Annotated in this window: 23 protein-coding genes and 1 tRNA gene; 5 read left to right on the top strand and 19 right to left on the bottom strand. The window is 64.5% G+C overall.

Annotated elements, in window-relative coordinates; translation table 11 throughout:
- Positions 1-12: 12 nt before the first annotated feature.
- The 6 genes from K3181_RS14055 to K3181_RS14030 form a co-directional block, all read right to left on the bottom strand.
- Entirely contained in the window at positions 13-1,773 is a 1,761-nt protein-coding gene (locus K3181_RS14055) for a tetratricopeptide repeat protein (RefSeq protein WP_221603743.1), read from the bottom strand.
- Positions 1,757-3,124, bottom strand: coding sequence for a PEP-CTERM-box response regulator transcription factor (gene prsR / locus K3181_RS14050; protein ID WP_221603742.1), 1,368 nt, complete (start codon positions 3,122-3,124; stop codon positions 1,757-1,759). The genes K3181_RS14055 and prsR overlap by 17 nt, the downstream gene beginning before the upstream one ends.
- Positions 3,124-5,232: an XrtA/PEP-CTERM system histidine kinase PrsK gene (prsK, locus tag K3181_RS14045; protein ID WP_221603741.1), complete on the bottom strand. Its 2,109-nt coding sequence runs from the start codon at positions 5,230-5,232 to the stop codon at positions 3,124-3,126. Before prsK ends, prsR begins: the two co-directional genes overlap by 1 nt.
- Entirely contained in the window at positions 5,232-6,617 is a 1,386-nt protein-coding gene (locus tag K3181_RS14040) for a TIGR03013 family XrtA/PEP-CTERM system glycosyltransferase (RefSeq protein ID WP_221603740.1), read from the bottom strand. The genes prsK and K3181_RS14040 overlap by 1 nt, the downstream gene beginning before the upstream one ends.
- Before the next feature lie 137 nt (positions 6,618-6,754).
- Complete coding sequence (locus K3181_RS14035; RefSeq protein WP_221603739.1) at positions 6,755-7,048, bottom strand: hypothetical protein; 294 nt, start codon at positions 7,046-7,048, stop codon at positions 6,755-6,757.
- Positions 7,049-7,131: 83 nt separating this feature from the next.
- Entirely contained in the window at positions 7,132-8,514 is a 1,383-nt protein-coding gene (locus K3181_RS14030) for a helix-turn-helix domain-containing protein (protein ID WP_221603738.1), read from the bottom strand.
- A 148-nt stretch (positions 8,515-8,662) separates the two neighbouring features.
- Between K3181_RS14030 and K3181_RS14025 the strand changes: the two genes are divergently transcribed.
- A complete protein-coding gene (locus K3181_RS14025) occupies positions 8,663-10,261 on the top strand; it encodes an isocitrate lyase (RefSeq protein WP_221603737.1) in 1,599 nt (532 codons plus the stop codon).
- A 19-nt stretch (positions 10,262-10,280) separates the two neighbouring features.
- Complete coding sequence (locus tag K3181_RS14020) at positions 10,281-10,469, top strand: hypothetical protein (protein WP_370034073.1); 189 nt, start codon at positions 10,281-10,283, stop codon at positions 10,467-10,469.
- 84 nt (positions 10,470-10,553) lie between these two features.
- Here K3181_RS14020 and K3181_RS14015 read toward each other — a convergent pair whose 3' ends face one another.
- From K3181_RS14015 to K3181_RS14005, 3 genes are all read right to left on the bottom strand, one after another.
- Positions 10,554-11,879 (bottom strand): amidohydrolase, encoded by a 1,326-nt coding sequence (locus K3181_RS14015; protein WP_221603736.1) that lies wholly within the window; start codon positions 11,877-11,879, stop codon positions 10,554-10,556.
- A 122-nt stretch (positions 11,880-12,001) separates the two neighbouring features.
- Positions 12,002-13,801, bottom strand: coding sequence for an SLC13 family permease (locus K3181_RS14010; protein ID WP_221603735.1), 1,800 nt, complete (start codon positions 13,799-13,801; stop codon positions 12,002-12,004).
- 277 nt (positions 13,802-14,078) lie between these two features.
- The gene (locus K3181_RS14005; protein ID WP_221603734.1) at positions 14,079-14,672 is read right to left on the bottom strand and encodes a hypothetical protein; all 594 of its coding nucleotides are present in this window, start codon (positions 14,670-14,672) and stop codon (positions 14,079-14,081) included.
- 203 nt (positions 14,673-14,875) lie between these two features.
- Between K3181_RS14005 and K3181_RS14000 the strand changes: the two genes are divergently transcribed.
- Entirely contained in the window at positions 14,876-15,565 is a 690-nt protein-coding gene (locus tag K3181_RS14000; RefSeq protein WP_221603733.1) for a winged helix-turn-helix transcriptional regulator, read from the top strand.
- A 95-nt stretch (positions 15,566-15,660) separates the two neighbouring features.
- Here the strand turns inward: K3181_RS14000 and K3181_RS13995 are convergent, their stop codons facing one another.
- The 6 genes from K3181_RS13995 to efp all read right to left on the bottom strand — a co-directional run bounded on the left by K3181_RS13995 (position 15,661) and on the right by efp (position 18,459).
- Positions 15,661-15,957, bottom strand: a complete 297-nt coding sequence (locus K3181_RS13995) for a hypothetical protein (RefSeq protein ID WP_221603732.1) — start codon at positions 15,955-15,957, stop codon at positions 15,661-15,663.
- Between the two features lie 171 nt (positions 15,958-16,128).
- A tRNA-Leu gene (locus K3181_RS13990) sits at positions 16,129-16,213 on the bottom strand.
- Positions 16,214-16,279: 66 nt separating this feature from the next.
- Entirely contained in the window at positions 16,280-16,615 is a 336-nt protein-coding gene (locus K3181_RS13985; protein ID WP_221603731.1) for a hypothetical protein, read from the bottom strand.
- Positions 16,616-16,708: 93 nt separating this feature from the next.
- Positions 16,709-17,530 carry an inositol monophosphatase family protein gene (locus K3181_RS13980; RefSeq protein ID WP_221603730.1) on the bottom strand — a complete coding sequence of 274 codons (822 nt, stop codon included), beginning with the start codon at positions 17,528-17,530 and terminating at the stop codon, positions 16,709-16,711.
- 10 nt (positions 17,531-17,540) lie between these two features.
- A complete protein-coding gene (locus K3181_RS13975; RefSeq protein ID WP_221603729.1) occupies positions 17,541-17,891 on the bottom strand; it encodes a hypothetical protein in 351 nt (116 codons plus the stop codon).
- A 4-nt stretch (positions 17,892-17,895) separates the two neighbouring features.
- Positions 17,896-18,459 carry an elongation factor P gene (efp, locus tag K3181_RS13970; protein ID WP_221603728.1) on the bottom strand — a complete coding sequence of 188 codons (564 nt, stop codon included), beginning with the start codon at positions 18,457-18,459 and terminating at the stop codon, positions 17,896-17,898.
- Between the two features lie 141 nt (positions 18,460-18,600).
- Between efp and K3181_RS13965 the strand changes: the two genes are divergently transcribed.
- Positions 18,601-18,969 (top strand): elongation factor P, encoded by a 369-nt coding sequence (locus K3181_RS13965; RefSeq protein ID WP_221603727.1) that lies wholly within the window; start codon positions 18,601-18,603, stop codon positions 18,967-18,969.
- A 4-nt stretch (positions 18,970-18,973) separates the two neighbouring features.
- Here the strand turns inward: K3181_RS13965 and K3181_RS13960 are convergent, their stop codons facing one another.
- The 3 genes from K3181_RS13960 to thiE are packed head-to-tail and all read right to left on the bottom strand — an operon-like array spanning position 18,974 to position 21,572.
- Complete coding sequence (locus K3181_RS13960; RefSeq protein WP_221603726.1) at positions 18,974-19,636, bottom strand: M23 family metallopeptidase; 663 nt, start codon at positions 19,634-19,636, stop codon at positions 18,974-18,976.
- Positions 19,637-19,653: 17 nt separating this feature from the next.
- On the bottom strand, positions 19,654-20,883 hold the full coding sequence (locus tag K3181_RS13955; protein WP_221603725.1) for a L,D-transpeptidase family protein: 1,230 nt from the start codon (positions 20,881-20,883) through the stop codon (positions 19,654-19,656).
- 53 nt (positions 20,884-20,936) lie between these two features.
- Positions 20,937-21,572, bottom strand: a complete 636-nt coding sequence (gene thiE, locus K3181_RS13950; protein ID WP_221603724.1) for a thiamine phosphate synthase — start codon at positions 21,570-21,572, stop codon at positions 20,937-20,939.
- An 81-nt stretch (positions 21,573-21,653) separates the two neighbouring features.
- On the opposite strand from thiE, the gene K3181_RS13945 reads away from it, so the two are divergent.
- Positions 21,654-22,043 (top strand): hypothetical protein, encoded by a 390-nt coding sequence (locus K3181_RS13945; protein WP_221603783.1) that lies wholly within the window; start codon positions 21,654-21,656, stop codon positions 22,041-22,043.
- A gap of 3 nt (positions 22,044-22,046) precedes the next feature.
- On the opposite strand, the gene K3181_RS13940 is transcribed toward K3181_RS13945, so the two are convergent.
- A complete protein-coding gene (locus K3181_RS13940; RefSeq protein ID WP_221603723.1) occupies positions 22,047-22,934 on the bottom strand; it encodes a fructose bisphosphate aldolase in 888 nt (295 codons plus the stop codon).
- Between the last annotated feature and the right edge of the window lie 17 nt (positions 22,935-22,951).

Here is a 22,951-nt window from a genome sequence, read left to right as displayed (position 1 = left end):
TGTCGAGATGTCTCAGCCTGCCGTCAGCGACTGCAGCTTCGCTTCGAGCTCGACCTTCGCCGCTGCCTCGGTGTCGGGCAAGGCTGCGAGCAGCGCGGAGATCGCCAGCGGGTTCATCGGCTGGAGTTCGTGCGCCGCTAGCGCATAGTCGAGCGCATCTTCGCGATCGTCGAGCTGGAGCGCCGCGATGCTGCGCGCCGCAAGCACCCAGGGCACGCGGGCCTGTCCCAGCATGATCGCATGATCGAGCAATTGCGCGGCCCGATCCCATTTGCCCTGCGCTGCAACCGCGTCGGCCAGCACCGCAGCGGCTTCGCCGTTCATCGGATTGTTGCGGACATAGTGCGCGAGCATCTGGCGCGCCCGCGCCGGATCGTCCTGGACACCGGCGATGCGCAGCGCCAACGGCCAGGGTCGCCGAACCTTCGCGGATCGCTCGTAGGCCGCTCTCGCCGCTGCCTTGTTGCCCTGCGCCAACTCGGCATCGCCCAACAGCGCCTGGGCGTCGGCCGAGCCGGGGAAGCGCTGCGCGAAGGCGCGCGCGCGCTTCACCGCCGCGGCCGTCTCGCGCCCGGCGATCGCCGCCCGGACGTAATCACGCAGCTGTGCGCCGCCGAGCGTGGCGGGCGCAGTCCGGGCAGCTTGCGGGCTCCTGCTCGGCAGCACGGTCAGGCCGGTCCCGTCGAGCGCCGCCAAATCGATGAAGAATGCCGCTCGCTGACGATCGCCGAGCGTCTCGCAGGCACGGCCGACCAGCAGCTGGAGATAGGCTGACCCCGCCCTTCCCTTGGCCACCTCGGCAAACCGATGGACGAGCTCGCGCTCACCCCCGCTGCGCGACAACGCATAGGCAAGCAGTTCGCGCACGCGGCGATTGTCGGGCTGGCGCGAATAGAGCCGGTCGAGCGCCAGGGCCGCGCTCGCGTAGTTCTCTTCCGCGAGATCGATGATTGCCGACAGCAGCTGTGCCGAGGCCAGTTCGGACCTCTCCAGATCGGACTTTTCGAGGAGGTTTCGAGCGAGGCGGAAGTCGTCCCCCCGCGCGGCGATGATCGCCTGGACGAATAGGCCGCGCGGCGTGACCGCCGCATGTCCGCCTGCAGCACGGAGCGCCTCGAGGGCCTCCCTCGGGCGCCCGGCATCGCTCAGCGTCGCGGCATATTCGACGCGCAGTTCGAGATCGTCGGGCTGGCGCTCGAGTGCCTTCGCCAAGAGCGCGGCGCCCGCCTCCATTCCCTCGGAATCGCGCGCGAGCTGGCCGCGAAACTGCAGCGCCTCGCCACTGTCGGGATCGAGCGCCAGCGCGCGATCGGCGGCCTCGATCGCCTGAACCTGTTCGCCGCCGCGATAACGCAATCGCCCGATATCGACCCACAGATCGGAACTGTCCGGCTCGACACGATAGGACCGATCGAAGGCCGCGCCCGCCGCGGGCAGATTGCCCTGCGCCATTTCGAGGCGTCCAAGCAGCCTGAAGCCGATCGCGCGGGTGCCTTCGGAGAACTTGCCCGGGCCAAGCCACTTGCGCGCCGCCGGGAGATCACCAGCCACCAGCGCGGCTTCGCCGAACAGCGCCGCGACGTCCTCGCGCGGCGTCCCCTGCTCAAGCGCCCGTTCGAGAAACACGCGCGCCGCCAGCGCATCGCCGCGCGCCAGCTGGGCACGCGCAGCGTCTACCGGCGAATGGTCCGGCGCCGGCTCCCCGCATCCCCCCAAGATCGCCAGCCCCAGCAGAAGACCCGCGACCGGTCCCAGATCACGTCTGAAGATCATACTGTTTGAGGAGATCGTACAAAGTCGGGCGGCTGATCCCAAGCAGCTTGGCGGTATTGGAGATATTTCCCTCGCTGCGTGCCAGCGCCTGGCGGATCATCCGCCGGTCGGCCTGCTCGCGCGCGGCCTTGAGATTGAGTGCCAGATCGCCCCCGTCCTTGTCGGACTGCGGCAGGTCGAGATCCTCGGCGCTTACAAGCTTGCCGTCGGCCATGATCACCGCGCGCTTCACCCGGTTCTCGAGCTCGCGGACATTGCCCGGCCAGCCCCACCCGTCGATGGCGGCGAGCGCATCGGCCGCGAAGCCCTTGACCTGGGGGTTCATCTCCTTGGCGAAGCGGGTGAGGAAATGCTTGGCCAGCAACACCGCATCGCCCGCCCGTTCGGCGAGCGTCGGCACCTTCACCACGATCTCCGCGAGCCGATAGAACAGATCCTCGCGGAAGGTTCCCTCGCCGATCATCGCCTCGAGGTTCTGATGCGTGGCGCAGACGATCCGCGTATCGACCGCGATCGGCTTGCGACCGCCGATCCGCTCGATCGTCCGTTCCTGGAGGAAACGCAGCAGCTTGACCTGCAACGGCAGCGGAATGTCGCCGACCTCGTCGAGGAACAGCGTGCCCCCATGGGCCATCTCGATCTTGCCCTCGGTCATCTTGACCGCGCCGGTGAAGGCGCCGCGCTCGTGCCCGAAAAGCTCACTTTCGAGGAGGTTCTCAGGGATCGCCGCGCAATTGATTGCGACAAAGGCGCCGTCTTTCCGATCGCTCGATTCGTGGACCCCGCGGGCGAGCAATTCCTTGCCAGTGCCGCTGGCGCCGAGCAGCATGACCGAGACATTCGTCGGGGCGACACGCTCGATGGTGCGCGCCACCTTGGCCATCTCCGGCGCGGCGGTAACCATCGAACCGAGTACGGTCCGGTCCTCGCCGACCTTTTGGGCGAGGCTCCGGTTCTCCTGCTCGAGGCGGTGCAGCCGGTAGGCGCGCTGTACGATCAGCCCCAGCGTGTCGATGTCGACCGGCTTCTGGTAGAAGTCGTAGGCGCCCTGTTCGACCGCGCGCAGCGCGCTCTCGCGGGCACCATGCCCTGATGCGACGATCACCTTGGTGTCGGGCTTGAGCGCCATGACCGCTTCGAGCACTGCGAAACCTTCGCTCGTGCCGTCAGGATCGGGTGGTAATCCGAGGTCGAGCGTGACCACGGCGGGTTCCTCGGCGCGCAGGGCGGCCAGTGCGGCCTCGCGCGTGCCCGCGAGCACGACGTCGAAATCCTCATAGGCCCATTTGAGCTGGGCCTGCAGGCCTTCGTCGTCCTCGACGACCAGCAATTTGGGCTTGGTATCTGCCATTATGCGACCTCGTTTTCGATACCCGGCGAACCCCGGCGGAGCACCGAGTTCGCCGATTGGAGCTGCAGACTGACGGTGAAGCGCGTGCCGAGGCCCTCGCGCGATTCGACGTCGATGCGACCGCCCATCGAACGGATCAGCTCGCGCGCCTCGAAGGCACCGATTCCGAAACCGCCGCTTTTCGAGGACACGAAAGGCTTGAACAGGCCCTTCCGCAGGAATTGCTGCGACATGCCGCAGCCATTGTCGATGATGTGGATCTTGCCCGAAATGCCGTCTCGCACGACCTCCAGCATGACCGGGCTGGATGGGTCGCTGGCTTCGATCGCGTTCTGGATGAGGTGGACGAGCGCCTGGTCGAGCGCTTCGGGATTGCCTTCGACGATCACCTCCTCGCTGTGTAAGAGCGCCACCGGATGGACGGTACTAAGGCGCTCCGCCACCTGCCGCGTTGACTCGGCGAGATTGAATTCGCGCGCCGCAAAGTTTTCCGGTGCGCCATATCGTCCCAGTCTCGCCAACAGCGTGTTGAGCTTGTCGACGCTGTTCCTCAGCGTGACGAGCATGTCCTTGCGAAATTCGAGCTTGTCGGCGTGCTTCTCGGCGTTGCGAAGCAACAGGGCCATCTGACTCGAGAGATTCTTGATGTCGTGCATGACGAAGGCCATGCGCCGGTTGAACTCGTCGAACCGTCCCGCCTCGAGCAGGGCTGTCTGGCTGGCCTGTTCGGCAAGGTAGCTGGCAAGCTGGCGTCCGACGACGCCGAGAAGGTCGAAATCCTCCCAGTCGAGTTTTCGCTCGATGACCGGCCGGGAGAGGAGCACCAGACCGACCAGCCGGTCGAAGTGGAGCAAGGGGACGGCCGCCCAAGCCCGCGGGTCTTCGCGCATCCAGCCGGGCACCAGTGCCTGTTCCCCGTCGCGGTCGATGCCTGCGCGAAGCTCGTCGAAGTCGATGATCAACTCGCTGCGTTCGAGCACGCCCGCAAGCCCTGTCGGTGCTGCCTGCGAGGGGACTTCGATGCCCGTCCAGCGCCAGTTCGCAGCCAGTTCGAGCGCGCCCTCCTCGTCCGCTACGAGCAGGATGCCCGAGGGGCTGTCGGTGATATCGGCCAACGCCTTTACTGCGCGTTCCTGTAAAGAGATATTGTCGAAGCCGGTGGTCCCGATCGTCTCGGTGAAGCGGATCCACTCGGTACGATAGTCGTAGCGATGCTTGAACAGGTGCTTGATCGCAGTGACCCGCAGCCACCCGCGCAGGCGGTCGGAGGGGAGCCAGATCAGCGCCAGCGCGCCGGCGGCGATGATCAGGCCGACTTGGGTCATCCGCGTCAGATCGCCGGTCAGCATGTCGAGCGAGCGGGCCAGGGCCAACATCAGGGCGAAGTAGCCACCGATGACCAGCAGAGAGAGGAACCGGAAGGTGACCGCGCGCGAAGGGCGGAATGCGAGGTGCGATGAGTGGCGGTTGAACCCGATGGCGAAGGGAATCGCGAAGACGGCGGCGGCAATGCCCCTCAGCGCCGCGAGTTCGGGCGGATAGGCGCCGGTGATGTAGCCGATGGTGAAATAGTTGAGGTCGAAGGCCCACATGCCCGCCAGCGATGCCGCGCTCCAGCGCAGGATCTGGCGCGACGACGTAGCTGCACCGGCATAGAGGTTGTGCAGCAGCACCAGCGCGCCGACCGCGACCATCACCCGGAACAGTGCCGCGGTTTCGTAGGTCAGTTCGGCCAGATCGGTCGTTACCGCATAACGCCGCGCGATCACCAGCAGCACGAATTGCAGCACTTCGACGAAGGCGAGCGAGAAGACCGCCGGACGCACCAGCCGCAGCGTCTCGTCACGACCGTCATTGCCGAACAGGCGAAACAGCATGAACAGCCATGCGAGATTGCGCGCGATTTCGGTCAACTCGACGATCGCCCGTCCGGGCTCGAAACTGGCAGCGGCAAAGCACCAGTTGGCAGTCAGCGCTACCGCAAGTACCGCCGGGATGCGGTCGCCGCGCGTCGCATCTCCCTTGCGGGCGATCCAGATCGCGGCGAGCGCGCAGATGATCGCTCCGGTGGTATAGGCGATGTAGGAAAGGCTTCCGATCCAATCCACTACCGCGCTCCTTCCGGCCAGAGAATGACCCGCGCGGTCTGCAGCAGGATCAGTATGTCGAGGAACGGCGTGTAGTTCTTGGCATAATAGAGGTCGTATTCGAGCTTGTGACGCGCATCCTCGATGCTGGCACCATAGGGGTAGTTGATCTGCGCCCAGCCGGTGATGCCGGGTTTGACGACATGCCGCTCGGCATAGAAGGGCATTTCCCGCTCGAGATCGACCACGATGGCGGGGACTTCGGGGCGCGGCCCGACGAAGCTCATGTCGCCTTTGAGGACGCTCCATACCTGCGGCAGTTCATCGATCCGTACCTTGCGGATCAGACGACCCACGCCGGTGATTCGCGGATCGTCCTTTTCCGCCCATTTCGCTCCCGCGCTCTCCGCATCGGTCCGCATCGAACGCAGCTTGGTCAGGGTGAAATTCTGCCCATAGAGTCCGACCCGCTTCTGACTGAAGAAGGCGGGTCCCGGGCTGTCGAGCTTCACCAGCAGCGCGAAGATCGCGATCAGCGGCAGGCCAACGATCAGGATCGCGAGGCTGACCACGACATCGAACAGACGCTTGCCGATGCTCGACAGGCGTCGCCCGGCGGAAAATCCATCGGAGAAGATCAGCCAGCTGGGATTGAGCGTGTCGAGATCGACACGGCCCATCTCGCGTTCGAGAAAACTGGAGAAGTCGTAGACATAGACACCCTGCGTCTTGACCCGCAGCAGGTCCTTCAGCGGCAGGGAATTGCGCCGTTCCTGGAGCGCGAGCACCACTTCGGTCGCCCCCGCACGGTCGACGAACCGCCCGAGATCGGCAATCGACTCACGCGGCACGGCGGTTTCGATGACCGGTGTGGAATCGCCCATGGCGACGAAGGCCCCGACAACAAATCCGCTCTCCGGTCGCTGGGAAAGCCGCCGCAGTCGCTGCGCGCGTTCACCCGCGCCGAGCACGATGACCGTCCGGCGAAATGCTTCGACCCCGAGAAGCTTGCCCGCCACGAGCCGGTTGGCGACGAGCACGAAGATCGCAATCCCCATCGCGTAGAGCAGCACCGAGCGCCACAGCGCCGATCCGGGAAGAATGAAATCCATCAGCGAAATCGCCAGCACGCCCAGGCTGACGGCGACCAGCAGCCGCGCGGTGGCGAAACGGATCGATCGCAACGCCAGCGGCCCGTAGGTCCCGACGGAGATCATGCCGAGCCAGATGACGCCGGCGAAAATGCCGATCTCCAGCGCACGATCCGAGACCTGCCCGACGCCGACATCGATCTGCATCACCCGCAGGCGCCAGGCCGCCTCGCCCGCCAGCGCGAGCAAGATGAGATCGATCAGGGACAGCAGCACGACATTGTAGGAGATGTAGTGCTTGAACAGACGGATCATTCGGTCCGGCTCGCGAATTGCTGGTGTCGGAATCCTTAACTAGCAGAGAGGGGTGAACCGTCGGTAAATTTTACACCGTACCAAAAAAGGGACGACACGCAGAGCGCATCGTCCCCATTCTCCGGGAGCTCGAAAGCTCAGTTGTTGACGGCGTTTTCAACCGCTTCGCCGGCGCCCTGCGCGGCTTCACCGACCTGGTTGGCCGCTTCGCCCACCTCGTCGGCGGCGCCGGCGATGGCATTGTCCTTGGCGACCTCGGCGCTGTTCATCTGGGTAAGGAAGAAAATGCCCACCACGGCGATGACAAGCACCAATAGGATCAGGACCCAATTGGTCCCGCCCGAACGGGTCTCGCCATCGCTGACGACTGTGTGCGTGGTGTGGGTGTTACCCACCGCATCGGTGGTTTCGGTAATGCGTTCCTCGGTCATGTCATTTCGTCCCCGAAATTTGGATCATGGCCGTGAAAACGCCGTTTGCGGGCAGTGGGTTCCACCAGCAAGCTCGCGAATGGTTAACCCTCCTCGAATTCGAAGGGGGTCACTCCCCGACGGATCCTGTCGAAGGCCAGTTTCCGGCCGCGCGGCGGGAGCGAACGCTGCCTGCAGCCGCTGCGATGGCATCGCGCACAGCCGGGCCCGATCGGTTGCGCATCGGCGGGCCGCAGCGAGATGTCGTACGCCTGAGCGAGGTCTCCGGCGAGGACTGCCTCGACCCCCACGGCGACGACGAATTGCGCTTCACCGGGTGCGCCGCTCCCCTCGACCGTGCGTGCCATCGTCAGCCAGCCACCGTCGCGCTCGCCGCTTTCGTCGAGCGCGACGAACTGGACCTGCAGTTCGCCCGCGCGATCGAAGGCGCGGTGCGCGTGCCACAGCGGGCAACTCGCGTCCGATTCGACGAAGCGCGCAGTGCTCGCCCCGGTGAAGGTCTTGGAGAACTGCCCCGCCCGGTCGAGCCGGACCATGAAGAAGGGCAGCCCGCGCTGGCCGACGCGCTGCAAAGTCGTGAGGCGATGGGCGAGCTGTTCGAAGCTGACCCCGAAGCGCCGTTCGAGCACCGGGAGGTCGTAGCCCGTTGCCTCGCAGGCACGCAGAAAGCGCCCGTAGGGCATGATCAGCGCCGCAGCGACATAGCCGGTCAGATGGCGTGCGAAGAGCGCACGGGCCGCCTCGTCGTCGAATTTCGCGCCCTTGGCGACCGCATCGATCGCGTCGGCGAATTCGAGCTGCGCGATCTGCAGCGCCAACTGGAAGTTGCGCGACGGAATGCTGAGCATTTCCGAAAGCTGGATCTGGCGCGCGTGCAGGTCGAGCCGCCTGAGGCTGTCGGGCATGATCTCGCGCGGCAGGATACGGACAGAGAGCTGGTGACGCTCGCGCAGGCGCTCGACGAGCGCGAGACCGATGTCGCCGCGCGACAGGCGCATGTCGTCGGCAAGGTCCTCCGCGGCCGCATCGAGATCGGCGAAATGGTTGCGCCAGCGCTCGATCTCGCGCCGCGAGGCGGTCAGGGGGTCCTCGCTCCCTCTCGCAGCGGGTGCGGCATTGTCGTAGAGCCGCGCGAAAGCCGCCGCGACCTGCGGCGACGACGCAAGGAATTCCTGCAATTCCTCGCGGTCGATGCCGAGATCGGCAAAGCGCTTGTCGGCAAAGCGCCGCACGAGGCCGTCCATCCCGCCGATCGCCTCGTCCTCGCGCAGCGAACGCGGATCGAAATCGAACTGTTCGACGAGCTGCATCATCACCCGCGCGCTGACCGGGCGCTGGTTGCGTTCGATGAGGTTGAGATAGCTCGGTGAGATGTCGAGACGCGCTGCAGCGGCAGCCTGCGTCAGCCCCTCGCGCTTGCGCAGGCGACGGACAGCCGGTCCGGCAAAGAGTGCGTCCTCAGTCATTTGTAACTTTCTTGACTACTTTACACGTCATCTAGCCACATCTTGCCAATCGAGACAAGATATTTTGTAAATATTCCTGTCAGTCGTGCCTTTCCGTCTCCACAAGAGGGTCAGGCGATCACGCCACACGACGACAAGGAGCTACCCCGTGACCTATTCGGCCCGGATCAACGAACTGAACGAAACCATCGCCGCCAACGGTGCGCCCTGGGCCGCGATCGATGCCGAGAGCGCCGCGCGTATGGTCGTCCAGAACCGCTTCCGCACGGGGCTCGACATCGCGCGCTACACCGCCAAGATCATGCGCGCGGACATGGAAGCCTACGACCGCGACCCGGCGAACTACACCCAGTCGCTCGGTACCTGGCACGGCTTCATCGCCCAGCAGAAGATGATTTCGATCAAGAAGCATTTTGGCAGCACCAAGCGCCGGTACCTCTACCTTTCGGGCTGGATGGTCGCCGCGCTGCGCAGCGAATTCGGCCCGCTGCCCGACCAGTCGATGCACGAGAAGACCAGCGTGCCCGCGCTGATCGGCGAACTCTACACCTTCCTCAAGCAAGCCGACGCGCGCGAACTGGGCGGTCTCTTCCGCCAACTCGACGACGCCAAGGCAGCCGGCGACGCGGTCAACACGCATCGCCTGCTGAAGGAAATCGACGAGCATGAAACGCATGTCGTGCCGATCATCGCCGACATCGATGCCGGTTTCGGCAATGCCGAGGCGACCTACCTCCTCGCCAAGAAGATGATCGAAGCCGGTGCCTGTGCGCTGCAGATCGAGAACCAGGTTTCGGACGAGAAGCAGTGCGGCCACCAGGACGGCAAGGTCACCGTACCGCATGAGGACTTCCTCCAGAAGATTCGTGCGATCCGCTACGCCTTCCTCGAGCTCGGCATCCCCGAAGGCATCATCGTTGCCCGCACCGACAGCCTCGGCGCAGGCCTGACCAAGCAGATCGCCTATTCGACCGAACCCGGCGATCTCGGTGATCAGTACAACGCCTTCCTCGATTGCGACGAGGTCGATCCGGCGAACATCACCAACGGCCAGGTCTTCATCAGCCGCGACGGCAAGCTGCTGGCGCCCAAGCGCCTGCCTTCGAACCTCTACCAGTTTCGCAAGGGAACCGGCGAGGACCGCTGCGTGCTCGACTGCATCACCGCGCTCCAGAACGGTGCGGATCTGCTGTGGATCGAAACCGAGAAACCGCATGTCGAGCAGATCGCCGGCATGGTCGACCGGGTGCGCGAGGTGATCCCCAACGCCAAGCTGGTCTACAACAACTCGCCCAGCTTCAACTGGACGCTCAACTTCCGCCAACAAGTCTATGATGCATGGACCGAAGCCGGGAAGGACGTATCGGCATACGAACGCGACAAGCTGATGAGCGTCGATTACGACGGCACCGATCTTGCCGCCGAGGCCGACGAGAAGATCCGCACCTTCCAGGCCGATGCCGCGAAGCGCGCGGGCATCTTCCACCACCTCATCACGCTGCCGACCTATCACACGGCCGCGCTGAGCACCGACAATCTCGCCCGCGAGTATTTCGGCGAGCAGGCCATGCTCGGCTACGTCAAGAACGTCCAGCGCGAGGAGATCCGCCAGGGCATCGCCTGCGTGAAGCACCAGAACATGGCCGGGTCGGACATCGGCGACGACCACAAGGAATACTTTGCCGGCGAAGCCGCGCTCAAGGCGGGCGGCAAGGACAACACGATGAATCAGTTCGCTGCGGCGTAACACCCGGGAGGAAGAGAGGATGACGACGATGACTGACGACATGCCCAAGACCGAGCCCGGCCGCGCCCGCGCGCTGTTCTCGACCGCCGATTTCCGCCTGCTGCGTACCGCCCTGACGCATTATGCCAAGGCGACCGACGACCGCGAGGAACTGGCGAAGATCAATGCCCTGCACCACCGGCTGGGGACTTACGTCCCCGCCGAGTGACCCCGTTTCACGATTTCTCCTGGGGAGGAGAATACGGCCGTCGGAGCGCCCCCAACGCTCCGGCGGCCACTTTTGTGCGCGGCGTCAGCTCGCGGGCATCAACCCCATCGCCGCGCTCGCGAGCGCCTCGGCGCCGGTGGCGATGACCTTCTCCGCATCGGGCGCCCAGAAGGGCGAATGCAGCGAGGGCAGCGGCTTGCCCTCCTTCTCGAGCGCCTCGAGCATCGGTGCCGGCGTGCCGCTGATCCAGAAGATCGCCGACTTGATATGGTCGGGGTCGGCGCGACGGTACTCGCTGAAATCCTCGCCCCCCATCACCGGCGGCATGGTCGCGACGCGGTCTTCGCCGAAGCGCTCGCCGAAGCTCGCCAGCAGCTGTTCGGTGAAGTCGGGATCGTTATAGGTCGAGGGGGTGAAGTCCTCCTGTACCTCGATCACCGGCATCAGGTCTTCGGGAAGCCCCGCCGCGATCGCCTCGCCCTTGGCGATGCGCGCGATCCCGTCGAGCAGCAGCTTGCGGCTCTCGTCCGAATAGCTGCGCACGGTCAGCTGGAGCTTGGCCTCGTCCGAGATGATGTTGTGCTTGGCCCCCGACAGGAAGCTGCCCACGGTCACCACGCCCGGTTCGAGCGGCGACAGCTCGCGGCTGACCAGCGTCTGCAACCGCATGACGATGGCGCTGGCGAGCACGATCGGGTCCTTGGTGGTGTGCGGATAGGCGCCGTGCCCGCCGATGCCCTTCACCTGGATATTGACGCTGTCGACATTGGCGAGCGCATAGCCCGGCGTGATGCCGATGGTTCCGGCGGGCGCCGGAGCCGCGGCGTCGTGGAAGGCGAGCGCGTAATCGGGCTTGGGAAAGCGCGTGTAGAGCCCGTCGGCGAGCATCGCCCGTGCGCCGCCCCCCGCCTCTTCGGCGGGCTGGAGGATCATCACCAGCGTGCCCTGCCATTCATCCTTGCGATCGACCAGCAGCTGCGCCGCGCCGATGAAACCGGTCATGTGCGTATCGTGGCCGCAGGCGTGCATCACCCCGGTGGTGACGCCGCTGGCGGGAGTCGCGGTTTCCTTGCTGGCGAAGGGCAGCCCGGTCTGTTCGACCACCGGCAGCCCGTCCATGTCGGCGCGGATGAGCACGGTCGGGCCGTCGCCGTTCTTCATCACCGAGACGACGCCGGTCTTGCCCACGCCCTCGGTCACTTCGAAGCCGAGCTTGCGCATGCGTTCGGCCAGTTTGGCGGCGGTCTTGTGTTCCTGGAAGCTGAGTTCGGGATGCGCGTGCAGGTCGCGGTACAATTCCATCAACTCGGGCATGTCCGCCGCGACATCGGTGCGCAGATCGTCGGCCTGGGCCGGTGCGGCGAGAACCATCGCCAGCGCAGCGAGGCTTGTTGGAACGGCTTTGTGCATACCCTTTGTTCTCCCGAGACATGGACCGCATGGACCACTGTCCATGGGCAAAAGCGCACCTGCCCGCTGAGGGCCGGTTTCGTCACACCCTGTGTTGCAGAGCCGCGCGCTGTAGGAAAGCCCTAGAGCCCGTAGGTCACAACCAGCGCAAGCGACAGCATGGTGACCATGATCAGGACCAGCGGCACGCCCGTGCGAACATAGTCGCGGAACTCATAGGAGCCCTCGGCCATGATCAGCATGTTGGTCTGGTAGGCGATCGGCGTCGCGTAACACAAATTGCAACCGAACAGCACCGCCAGCACCAGCGGTTCGGGCGGCAGGCCCAGCTTGGTGGCGATGGCGAAGGCGATCGGCGTCCCGACCGTGGCCGCGGTCGCGTTCGACGCGAAATTGGTCAGGAAGGTCATCGCCAGCATGATCGCGGCGAGCGCCGCTGCGGGCGAGAGATAGTCGAGCCCCGTCGCCATCACCGTGCCGACCCAGTCGGCCGCGCCGCTGTCGAGGATGATCCGCCCCAGCGCGATGCTCGCCGCCACCAGCACGATCACGCTGCCGGACAGCCCCCGGCCGACGCGGTCGAACTTCACGCAGCCGGTGACGAACATCAGAATCGCGCCGGCGAGCGAGGTGATGGCGATCGGCACCAGCCCGACCGAGGCGACGGCGATCGAACCGCCCATGATCGCGGCGGACAGCGCCGCCTTGGAGCGACGCGGCAGTTCGCGCATGCCTTCGAGCAGGAGCAGGCTGTCGGCGCGGGCGAAATGCTCCATGTCGTCGGGCAAGCCCATGACCAGCAGCACGTCGCCTTCGGCGAAGCGGTGGTCGCCGCCTTCGGAGAACTTCTCCTTCTCGCCAACGAGGCGATCGGGACGATGCGTGCCGATGACCGCGACGCCATAGAGGTCGGCGATACCCGAACTCGGCAACGTCCGCCCGATCAGGCGCGAATCGGCAGTGACGATCATCTCGCCCACGGCAATGTCGGCGCCTGTTTCGGATGACCGGCGACGGATGCGATCGATCACCCAGCTCGGCGCGGCATCGCCACGCAGAACGTTCATCGCTTCCTCGATCGCCTCGTGCGTGCCGGTCATCCGCAGGCGGTGCTGCGGGCGCATCAGGCCGGGCGGCACGTCGTGGAACTCGATTCCGGCGGGCAGGCGCGAGGCGAGCTCGGACAGTTCGCGACCGTTAAGCACCGAGTTCTCGGTCACCCGCAGGCGGGTCTCGAAGAGGCGCTGGGCATGGACCGTCTCGACCCTGTTGTCGCCGAGCATGCGCGGCATCACGATCCAGACGAAGGGCAGCGCGACGAGCGAGGCGATCAGCACGATCGGGGTGAAATGGAACACGTCCATTTCCTTCATCCCCAGATCGACCGCGATCGAGACGACGAGGATGTTGGTCGAGGTGCCGATCGTGGTCGCCATGCCGCCCATCAGCGAGGCGGCGTTGATCGGGATCAGCGTCTTCGAGGCGGGCATAGCGCCGCGCATGGCGAGCTGGACGAAAATCGGCATCAGCAGCACCAGAACGGGCGTGTTGTTGACGAACATCGAGAGGATGAAGGTCACCGCCAGCGAGAACAGCAGGCCGAGTTGCAGATTGACCTTGAACAGCCGCTCGAGGAAGCGCGCCGCGGGCTCGAGCGCGCCCGTCACCACCAGACCCCGCCCCATGATCATCAGCGCACAGATCGTGATCAGCGCGTAATGGCCGAAGCCCGAGAAGGCGAGGCTGAGCCCGTCGATCGGCTGGGTGTCGGGGAGCGGGAAGAAATAGAGCCCGACCGCGATCACCGCGATCGTCAGCAGCGAGATGATCTCGACCGACATCCGCCCGCGGGCGAAGGCGACGAACATGGCGATGGTCACCGCCATCGCCGCAATCGCGTGGTATGAAGGAACCCCGATCATCCGGCGCCGGAACTCCCAGTTTATCCCGCGATGCGCAAGGCTTTAGTTGGGCACCCCTGGCCGAAGTGCCTGAATTCTATCGAACCAGTGCTTCGCTGATGCCCCCCTTGAAAACCCGCGGTATCTCGCACGGCGATGTTCAGTCGTTTGTGGTTACGATTTGACGTATTGCCAGGCTCGAATTCGAATGTCGGCTTTCCTGCAGGCACCGATGCAGCTCTTTGACTGGAATTGGGTGGAAGACGGACAATCCAATCATCCCATCAGAAAGGAGGCTTCAGTTGCTGTCCCTCCCAAAAAGCCGCTCGTTCTCCGCGGCGAACATCGCCTTGATCGCTTCCCCATCAGAGGGCGCTTCCGCCAGAGTCTCAGGGTCCCACTGATGTCTCTCTGTTGCAAAGAAATCGCCGTCGTAAATATGGATGCCGCCGGTGAATCTCTGCAGCGGATTAGTAACAGAGTGGATTGCATGCGAGGGTAGCGCCGCAATATCACCTTCGAACAGACAATTGGCTTCATAAGCCTCGATGCCCTCCTCACCGTGCCGCCACAAGATGTTGTCCTCGCGTCCGGTGTAGATGCCGATCAAGGCTTTCATCATGTGATCGTGCGGCAACAAGTTCATCTGGGGCGTCCAATGCGCAGCAAAGATGGTGAAGTCTGGAGACGTGTGCATAACGTCGAGCCCGGCTTTGGTCGGCCCTCCAAGCGTTTTCAGCACTGCGCGGTGATCGCGGATCGCTTCTGCAAGTACTTCGCGAACGGCCTCCATGCCAGTGGATCGGTGGGCACTTACACAATCCTCTATGAAGCGGTCGCGATCAAATAAGCGCTGGTGCCCTGTGGTCTGGCTCCTTGCTGAGGTGTTCATCGAAAGTGCCTTCCTTCCCGAAGCCGCGGCCAGGATCGCGGTTCCCCCAGCCATAACAGCCCTGCGCGAAAGGTGAGAACTGATCGTTTTGCCTACCATGAGGTCGAGCATAATGTGCAGTTATTTCACGACTAGTCACAAATCTGGACCGCTAGTCGCCATTTGCAGCAAGCTGTGACACAGTGAGGCTGAAGGGAATGCTCATGTCATCCCAATTCGGTCAGTTTTGTCCCATTGCGCTTGCTTCAGAAGTGCTGACGCAAAAATGGATGTTGTTGGTTTTGCGCGAGATGAATGCGGGGGCGACCCGCTTCAATGAAATTCGCCGCGGTGTGCCGCGCATTTCCGCCACCCTCTTGAAGAACAGGCTGCTTCATCTCGAAAGTGCGGGAATTGTCACGCGACGACCCTCACGGCCGAAAGGGTACGAAGAGTACTTCCTGACCGAGGCCGGGACGGAACTAAAGCCAATCCTGTCGGCCATCGGCACGTGGGGACAAAGGTGGGCACGCGAGATCGACGACGAAGACCTTGATCCTGCTTGGTTGGTTTGGGCGATGCACAGGCGCATTGACACCGCTGCCATGCCAGATGGGAGGACCGTACTGGCGATCTACTTTACCGACGCACCAAGCCACCATCGCCTGTTCTGGCTGGTTTGCGACCATCCCCGCGTAGACGTCTGCGTCAAGCCTCCGGGATTTGACGAAGACCTTCGCATCGAAGTCGATGTTAGAACTATGGCTGAAATCTGGCGCGGTATTCACCCGATTGGTCACGCATTGGCGAGCGGAGCGCTGACAATCGAAGGTACACCAACTCTAGTTGAGCGAGCACCAAGCTGGCTCATGTTGAGTGTCTTCGCCGAGACCAAGCGTGCTGCTGGCAAATGACTGCAGGCGGGTCGTTGACCGCTGATCCGCTTTTGGCAGTTCGCTAGCCCAGCAAAGCGGTCGAGAAATGGGTGGGAAGCCGGACCCTGCAAAGGTCAGGATATCCGTTCGGAATTCAAAAGGGCAAAGAAACCCGAAGCTGAGAAGGCGATCAACGCCAAGCACCAGATGTGCCAACGTTTCCTCTCTACCCCAGCAGGAGGGCGACCAAGCAAAAAGGGTGCAGGCGGCGAGATTGAATGTCCCAGCACCATAAAAAACACCCAGTTCGCGATCATCAAAAAAACGATCTGGACGTTCGGAATGAGCAGTGGGGTAATTGCCAGGGCAACAGAAGCTAGAAGTGATAGAGATGCCGCAAACGGGAACAATCTAGTGCGTTTTAATACCATAGCCCTCTCGCAATACACACTTGGAAAACGTCCGCAATCGGGTCGCTATCTTAACGAGCGCTTCTGTCCGGGCTGGAGCGCATCTGCGAGCAAGCGGCCTGACCTTGCTTTGACCTACCTGCGACCTCGGTGGATTCTCCGAGCTTTTGAAAATCCCGGCAAGTACAGGCGTGGTACCCCTGGCCGGACTCGAACCGGCACTTCGTAAGAAACTCGATTTTGAGTCGAGCGCGTCTACCAATTCCGCCACAGGGGCACTGGGTCGGGAGCGCGGCGGATAGCTCGTGCGGGGGACGCGTTCAAGCGGCGCGTTGCGCTTGGCTCAGAAATCCATGAACACCGCGACATGCGCGAGGCGCGGTGCATCCTTGTGCTTCGCGCCGAGCGCGCCGAGCGCGAGCACGGGGCCGCCGCGCTCGTCGGACAGCGACAGCTCGAGCGTGGGCGGCGTGAAGTCGCGCGTATCGACCAGGCGCGGCAGGACGGGATCGGGAGGGCAGGCATCCTCGCGCGCCATCTCTCCGCTGCGCGGAATGCTGGCGAGGTCGAAATCATGCGGCATGGGGGCGACCGGCGGCTTCGCCTTCGCGCGCTGCCCCGCCAGCGCGGGGGAAGCGCAGACGGCACAACACGCCGCAATTCCCAATGCCTTGAACATGCGCGACCTTCCAAGTCTCTCTTATGCAAGAAAGACGTGTGGAGGCCGCAGTCGGTTCCCGCCCTGCCCAGCCTCGCGGCCGGATGGCCCCGGTCAGGCCTTGAGCGCGCCCGCCAGCAATTTGTGCAGCTTCGAATGCAGCGCGTCGTTCGCGGCGAGCACCTGCTTCGCATGGATCGGCTGCGACCGCCCGCGGAAGTCGGAGACGAAGCCGCCCGCTTCGCGCACGATCAGGCAGCCTGCCGCCGTGTCCCAATCCTTGAGGTCGCTTTCCCAGAAGCCGTCGAAGCGGCCGGCAGCGAGCCAGGCGAGGTCGAGCGAGGCCGCACCGAACCGGCGGATGCCCGCGACCTGCGGGGCGATGGCGCTGAAGATCCTGGTCCAGTCGGCGAAATCGCCATGGCCCTGGAAGGGAATGCCCGTGGCGATCAGCGCCTCGGACAAATGGCGCCGCGAGGAGACGCGCAGGCGGCCGTCGTGCAGCCATGCGCCGCGGCTCTTTTCGGCCCAGAAGGTCTCGTCGGTCACCGGATTGTAGACCACCGCGGCGGTCACGTCGTCCCAGCCGCCGCCGCCGAGCTTGGGTTCCTGCACCGCGATGCTGATCGCGAAATGCGGGATGCCGTGGAGGAAGTTGCTGGTGCCGTCGAGCGGGTCGACGATCCAGCGCGGCTTGGACTCGTCGCCCTCGATGATCCCGGCCTCTTCCATCACGAAGCCCCAGTCGGGCCGCGCGGCGAGCAGTTCGTCGTAGATCGTGCGTTCGGCGATGCGGTCGGCCTTCGACACGAAGTCGGCCGGGCCCTTGTGGCTCACCTGGAGGTGTTCGACTTCGCCGAAATCGCGACGCAGCCGGCCGCCCGCCTTGCGCGCGGCCTTCTCCATAACGCGGATGACACCCGATAGAACGGCCATGAAAACTCTCTTATTCGGTGAGGACGCGGATCGAACGCGCCTGCAGGTGGATGGTGCCCCAGTCGCAGGCCATGTCGAACTTGCTGCCCTCGATATGGAACGACTGGATGGCGTAGCGGCGCACGGCCTCGGGCGAATGCTCCGCGCGCTCGAGGCTGAGCTTCGAAATCCCGGCGAATTTCAGCAGGCCGGGGTGAAAGCAGCAGTCCTCGCCCACGCCCGGTGCCTCGTAATCGGGATGGGCTTCCTCGAGGCAGAAGTCCATTTCCAGCGTCAGCTCGTCGTCGTTGATGATCACCGCGCGCAGCTCGCTGCGGACGAGATCGACGTTTTCGAACCGGCTGGCGATGGACTTGCCCATCCGATCAGCTGGCCTTGCCGACGTAGGTCTGTTCGTAGACGTCGACGACGATCCGCGTGCCGCTTTCGATATGCGGTGGGACCATGATGCGTACGCCGTTGTCGAGCACCGCGGGCTTGTAGCTGGACGAGGCGGTCTGCCCCTTCACCACGGCATCGGCCTCGACGATGGTCGCTTCGACCTGCTGCGGCAGTTCGACCGAGATCGGCTTTTCGTCCCACAGCTCGAGCATGACTTCCATCCCGTCCTGCAGGAACGGGCGGGCATCGCCGAGGAGGTCGGACGGCAGGTGGATTTGCTCGTAGGTATCCTTGTCCATGAACACCAGCATGTCGCCGTCCTCGTAGAGGAACTGGTAGTCCTTGGTATCGAGCCGGACCTTCTCGACCGTGTCGGCGCTGCGGAAGCGGACATTGGTCTTGCGTCCGTCCTGCAGGTTCTTCATCTCGACCTGCATGTAGGCGCCGCCCTTGCCCGGCTGGGTGTGCTGAATCTTGGCGACCTTCCAGATGCCGCCTTCGTATTCGATGATGTTGCCCGGACGGATGTCCACGCCGCTGATCTTCATGGGAAGCTACCTTCGACTTGTAAAAGAGCCAGTCCGCCCGCGGGGTGGACATGTGCGGCGCGCCTTAGCCGAGCGAGGCCGTGCGGGCAAGCGAGTGGAAAAACGCCGCAGGCATCGCTATGTAGGTCGCGGACGGAATTGATGATCGACCTGAAGAAACTCACGCTGCTCGCCGCGCTGGCGGGCCTCGCCTCGCCTCCTGCCATGGCGCAGGGGCGTCTCTCGCTGCTTGCGCAGGGCGAATATGTCTGCGCCCTGCCAGGCGACGCCACGGGCGCCGCATGGATAGTCCAGGAGGGCCGCGAATTCGCCGTGACCGGCGGATCGAGCTATCGCACCGCGCAGGGCAGCGGGACCTATCTGATGGAAGGCAAGCTGGTAACCTTCACCCGCGGGCCCATGCGCGGGGCCAAGTTCATGCTGCTGGGATCGGGCCTGCTCCAGCAGGTGGGGCGTGACGGCAAGCTCGGCCGGATGCGCTGCCATCGCGCGGGCCCGGTCGAGGACTGAGGCCCTATCGACCGGACAGAAGCGGGTAGGGATTGACCGCGTTTGCGGGCTCCCACCACTCGGCATCCTCGGTCGTCTGCAGGATCGCGAAATGGAGGTGCGGGGCCTCATCCGAGGCATTGCCCGAACTGCCTACCGTGCCCAACCGCTGGCCGCGCCGGACGCGCTGCCCTTCCTTGAGGCCCTTCGCATAGCCATCCAGATGGGCGTAATAGTAGATCGTCTCGCCATCGGTGGAGCGAACGTAGATCGTCTTGCCGCCGGCATCCGAACGGAACAGCTTTTCGACCACCCCCGGCGCCGCCGAGAGCACGGTGGTGCCCTTGGGCGCCATGATGTCGATCGCCTCGTGCAAACGCGATCCGCCGCCACGCGAATCGCTGTAGGTATCGGTGAGGTCGCTGGGACGGATGTTCTGCACCGGGATCAGCAATTGTCGCGCCTGGGCATCGCTCGGCGCTTCGACACCGGCGGTATCGAGCTGGTCGACCGTAGCAGCGGTGCTGTCGCTGGGCGACGGGCTCGGCGCAGCCTCGGCCGGGCGCGTGACCTCGCGCTGGCTCACGCCGGTCGCATTTTCGATCAGGCTCCCGCCGAGCACGATCCAGACCGCACTGGTCAGTGTGGCGGTAATGACGATGGTGAGGATGCGATCGACGAGCTTCATGCGCGCAGCCTACCCTGTCACGCCTCGAAAATCACTTGCGTCGATTGCGAGACCATTCCGGCGAGCCGCGCAGCATCCCAATTGGTCAGCCGGACGCAGCCGCTCGACTGTGCGCGACCGATCGTTTCCGGGTCGGGCGTGCCGTGGATGCCGTAGTGCTCCTTGCTGAGGTCGATCCACACGACACCCACCGGTGAATTGGGCCCCGGCGGAAGCTGGTGAGTCTCGTTCTTGCCGTCCTTCTTGCCCAGCACTTCGGGATCGTAGCTATAGGGCGGGTTGTAGGCTTCGCCGACAATCTTCCATTCGCCCAGCGGAAGCGGGAATTCGCTCGAGCCCGAGCTCACCGTGAACAGCGCCACCAGCTTGTCGCCCTGATAGGCCTTGAGCGTCTTGCCCGCCTTGCTCACGACGATGCGGTCGACCTCGGTCTGCTCGGTCCCGACACCGAGCGAGGCGAGCGTGCGCTGCCAGTCGCCGTTGTCCACCTCGCCCGGAGCAATTCGATCGCCGCCGATATTGGGGACGCGCACCTGCTGCCCTGCGGTGAAGAAGCTTTTCGGCGTTTCCGACGTGGTAGGAGTAGCGCTCGGGGTGGCCGTCGCGCCGCGGGCCGCGGAGCCGGAGCCCTGCTCCATCCCAGCAGGCCTGCCTCCGGGATTGAGCTGCTTGAGCACCTCGACGGTCGTATGGAAGCGTTCGGCGAGCCGCTCGTCGAGCGAAGTGTAGCCGAGCCGGTCGAGCTCGGCCTTCTCGGCCACGTCCTCGGGCATGTCGGTATAGTCGGCATCGCCCCAGCTCGCCGGGATCGTCACCACGCGGGTCGCGGGAATGCGCTCCCACTCGGCCAGCGCGGCCTTGGTCGCTTCGTCGAGCTTGCCGGTTACGTCGAGATCGCTGGCTTCCTGGAAGCCCTTGAGCGCATTGGTCGTGCTCATGCCCATCTTGCCGTCGATGACCCCGGGGCCGAAGCCCACCCGATCAAGTACTACTTGTGCCTGCATGATCGGGCGCTCTTCGGGATCCTCGATCTCGGCAAGCTGGGCGTCGCCGGTTTCGCCCATATAGCGATCGTCGTTCGAGGCCATGGTGTCGGCGAGATTGTCTTCGCCATAGGTCTCGTAGCCGTAGTCCGTGCCGACCTCCGCGCTCGCGACCGTATCGCCCTCGCGTTCGTTGTCCTGCCCCTGCATGCCGCAGGCAGCGAGGGCGAGCGAGGAAACCGCAGCGAGGACGAGATTGCGCATGAAAAAGTGCTCCTGAACCACGGGACGCCTAACCGTCCCTTCAGGCACCCAACTCACGCTGCGGCGATTTGCTCCGCGAAGGCTTTGATTGCAGCCACTTCGTCGCCGTTCCACACGGCGCCCGACACGGCGAGGAAGTCCGCCCCGGCATCGACCAGCGGGCGGCAATTTTCCGGCGTAATCCCGCCGATCGCGACCGAGGGCAGCTCGACCATCTCACTCCACCATTCGAGCAGATCGAGTTCCGCGCGGTGCTCGGTTTCCTTGGTCGTGCTGGGAAAGAAGGCGCCGAAGGCGACGTAGTCCGCGCCCGCTTCGCCCGCTTCGAGCGCGAGATGGCGTGAAGCATGGCACGTCACGCCGATCTGCGCCTCGCGGCCCAGTTCCTCGCGCGCTTCCTGCGGGTCGCCGTCGCCCTGCCCCAGATGGACACCATCCGCCCCGAGCCGCTTCGCCAGGCCGATGTCATCGTTGACGATGAAGGCGACCTCGCGCGCCGCACAGATCGCCTGCAGCGGTTCGGCGAGCGCCGCAGCCTCGTGCTGGTCGACGCCCTTCACGCGGAACTGGAAGGCGGTCACGAGGCCGGGACCCGCATCGAGCGCGCGCTCGAGCCGCTGGGGAAAATCGCCCGTAACATCGAGTGGCGAGATCAGGTAGAGCTGGGTAGGAGGCAGGATATCGGTCATCGGTCGCGCTCTCTAATATGCCGATCGCATTTCGTCACGCGTTCAGAACCGCGAAAGCGTGACGAGCGTCTAGCAGCCGATATGAAAGCCTATCTCGCCGCCGCGCTCCTCGTCCCGCTCTCCGCCTGTGCGATCATTCCCGATACGCCGATGGCGAATGGCGATGCCGCCGCGCAGGGCACTGCGGTCGGTATCGATCAGCCGGTCTGGGCGGGCGACACCATCGTCACCCCGCTCGCGGTCACCGAAGACAGCCGCTGCCCGATGAACGCGCGCTGCGTCTGGGCGGGGAAACTGACCGTGTCGACGAGGATCGCCGCCACGCACTGGACGCAGACCGCCCCGCTCACGCTGGGCGAACCCTATACGGTGATGGGGCGCAGCTACGTGCTGGTTTCGGCGACGCCAGAGAAGACCACGGACCGGGAAATCCCGGCCCGCGAATATCGCTTCGTCATCGAGCGCCGCTAGGCGTCACGCCACGCTGGCGGCGTGGATCTGGTCGATCGCGCCCGACAGCGTGCCGTCGAATTCCTCGTCGCTCTGCGTCGCGCGCAGGTCCTGCAACAGCCCGCGGCTGAAGCTGGCGATCATGCCGGGGTTCTTGGCCAGTTCGGCACAGGCCTCGTCGGTCGAATAGCCACCCGAGAGCGCCACCACGCGCAGCACCTTGGGGTGACCGATCAGCCCGCTGTAGAGGCCGGCTTCCTTCGGGATCGAAAGCTTGAGCATGACCTGCTGGCCCTCTGGCAGCGCGTCGAGGCCTTCCTCGATCGCTTCGAGCAGTATCTTTTCCCCCTCGGCGCGATCCGCCGCGGTGATGTCGTATTCGGGCTCGAGGATCGGGACGAGACCGCAGGACAGGATACGCGCGCCTTCGGCGAACTGCTGGCGCACCACTTCCTTGATCCCGACCGGGTTGGCCGATTTGATGACGCTGCGCATCTTGGTGCCGAAGACGCCCAGTTCGCGCGCGCGGTTGCACATGTCTTCGAGACCGGGATTGGGCTTCATCAGCTGCGCGCCGTCGCGCTCGTCTTCCAGACCCTTGTCGACCTTGAGGAAGGGCACGATGCCGCGTTCCTTGAGCCGCGCGGGCACACTCTTGCCGCCGCTCGCACCTTCCATGGTCTTTTCGAACAGGATCGCGCCGAGGACCTTGCCATTGCCGAAACAGGGCGCTTCGATGATACGCTGGCGCATCTCGTGGATCAGGCCGAACATCTCTTCCTCGCTCGACCACGCGCCGTCCTCGATGCCGTAACCCTTCAAGGCCTTCGGGGTCGAACCGCCCGACTGGTCGAGCGCCGCGATAAAGCCCTGGCCCTCGGCGATACGCGCCGTCATCTCATCGAAAGTCATCTGGAAAACCCCGTCGC

Origin of the sequence: Qipengyuania mesophila (assembly GCF_019711655.1) — a bacterium.
Classification (GTDB): domain Bacteria; phylum Pseudomonadota; class Alphaproteobacteria; order Sphingomonadales; family Sphingomonadaceae; genus Qipengyuania; species Qipengyuania mesophila.
The sequence above is the reverse complement of the archived record's forward strand: the minus strand, read 5'-3'. Positions and strand labels throughout refer to the sequence as shown.

Bases quoted from the DNA above. Each gene is read 5' to 3' on its own strand.
- K3181_RS14055 (WP_221603743.1), bottom strand. From the start codon at position 1,773: ATGATCTTCAGACGTGATCTGGGACCGGTCGCGGGTCTTCTGCTGGGG.
- prsR (WP_221603742.1), bottom strand. From the start codon at position 3,124: ATGGCAGATACCAAGCCCAAATTGCTGGTCGTCGAGGACGACGAAGGC.
- K3181_RS14040 (WP_221603740.1), bottom strand. From the start codon at position 6,617: ATGATCCGTCTGTTCAAGCACTACATCTCCTACAATGTCGTGCTGCTG.
- K3181_RS14035 (WP_221603739.1), bottom strand. From the start codon at position 7,048: ATGACCGAGGAACGCATTACCGAAACCACCGATGCGGTGGGTAACACC.
- K3181_RS14030 (WP_221603738.1), bottom strand. From the start codon at position 8,514: ATGACTGAGGACGCACTCTTTGCCGGACCGGCTGTCCGTCGCCTGCGC.
- K3181_RS14020 (WP_370034073.1), top strand. From the start codon at position 10,281: ATGACGACGATGACTGACGACATGCCCAAGACCGAGCCCGGCCGCGCC.
- K3181_RS14015 (WP_221603736.1), bottom strand. From the start codon at position 11,879: ATGCACAAAGCCGTTCCAACAAGCCTCGCTGCGCTGGCGATGGTTCTC.
- K3181_RS14010 (WP_221603735.1), bottom strand. From the start codon at position 13,801: ATGATCGGGGTTCCTTCATACCACGCGATTGCGGCGATGGCGGTGACC.
- K3181_RS14005 (WP_221603734.1), bottom strand. From the start codon at position 14,672: ATGAACACCTCAGCAAGGAGCCAGACCACAGGGCACCAGCGCTTATTT.
- K3181_RS14000 (WP_221603733.1), top strand. From the start codon at position 14,876: ATGTCATCCCAATTCGGTCAGTTTTGTCCCATTGCGCTTGCTTCAGAA.
- K3181_RS13995 (WP_221603732.1), bottom strand. From the start codon at position 15,957: ATGGTATTAAAACGCACTAGATTGTTCCCGTTTGCGGCATCTCTATCA.
- K3181_RS13985 (WP_221603731.1), bottom strand. From the start codon at position 16,615: ATGTTCAAGGCATTGGGAATTGCGGCGTGTTGTGCCGTCTGCGCTTCC.
- K3181_RS13980 (WP_221603730.1), bottom strand. From the start codon at position 17,530: ATGGCCGTTCTATCGGGTGTCATCCGCGTTATGGAGAAGGCCGCGCGC.
- K3181_RS13975 (WP_221603729.1), bottom strand. From the start codon at position 17,891: ATGGGCAAGTCCATCGCCAGCCGGTTCGAAAACGTCGATCTCGTCCGC.
- efp (WP_221603728.1), bottom strand. From the start codon at position 18,459: ATGAAGATCAGCGGCGTGGACATCCGTCCGGGCAACATCATCGAATAC.
- K3181_RS13965 (WP_221603727.1), top strand. From the start codon at position 18,601: ATGATCGACCTGAAGAAACTCACGCTGCTCGCCGCGCTGGCGGGCCTC.
- K3181_RS13960 (WP_221603726.1), bottom strand. From the start codon at position 19,636: ATGAAGCTCGTCGATCGCATCCTCACCATCGTCATTACCGCCACACTG.
- K3181_RS13955 (WP_221603725.1), bottom strand. From the start codon at position 20,883: ATGCGCAATCTCGTCCTCGCTGCGGTTTCCTCGCTCGCCCTCGCTGCC.
- thiE (WP_221603724.1), bottom strand. From the start codon at position 21,572: ATGACCGATATCCTGCCTCCTACCCAGCTCTACCTGATCTCGCCACTC.
- K3181_RS13945 (WP_221603783.1), top strand. From the start codon at position 21,654: ATGAAAGCCTATCTCGCCGCCGCGCTCCTCGTCCCGCTCTCCGCCTGT.
- K3181_RS13940 (WP_221603723.1), bottom strand. From the start codon at position 22,934: ATGACTTTCGATGAGATGACGGCGCGTATCGCCGAGGGCCAGGGCTTT.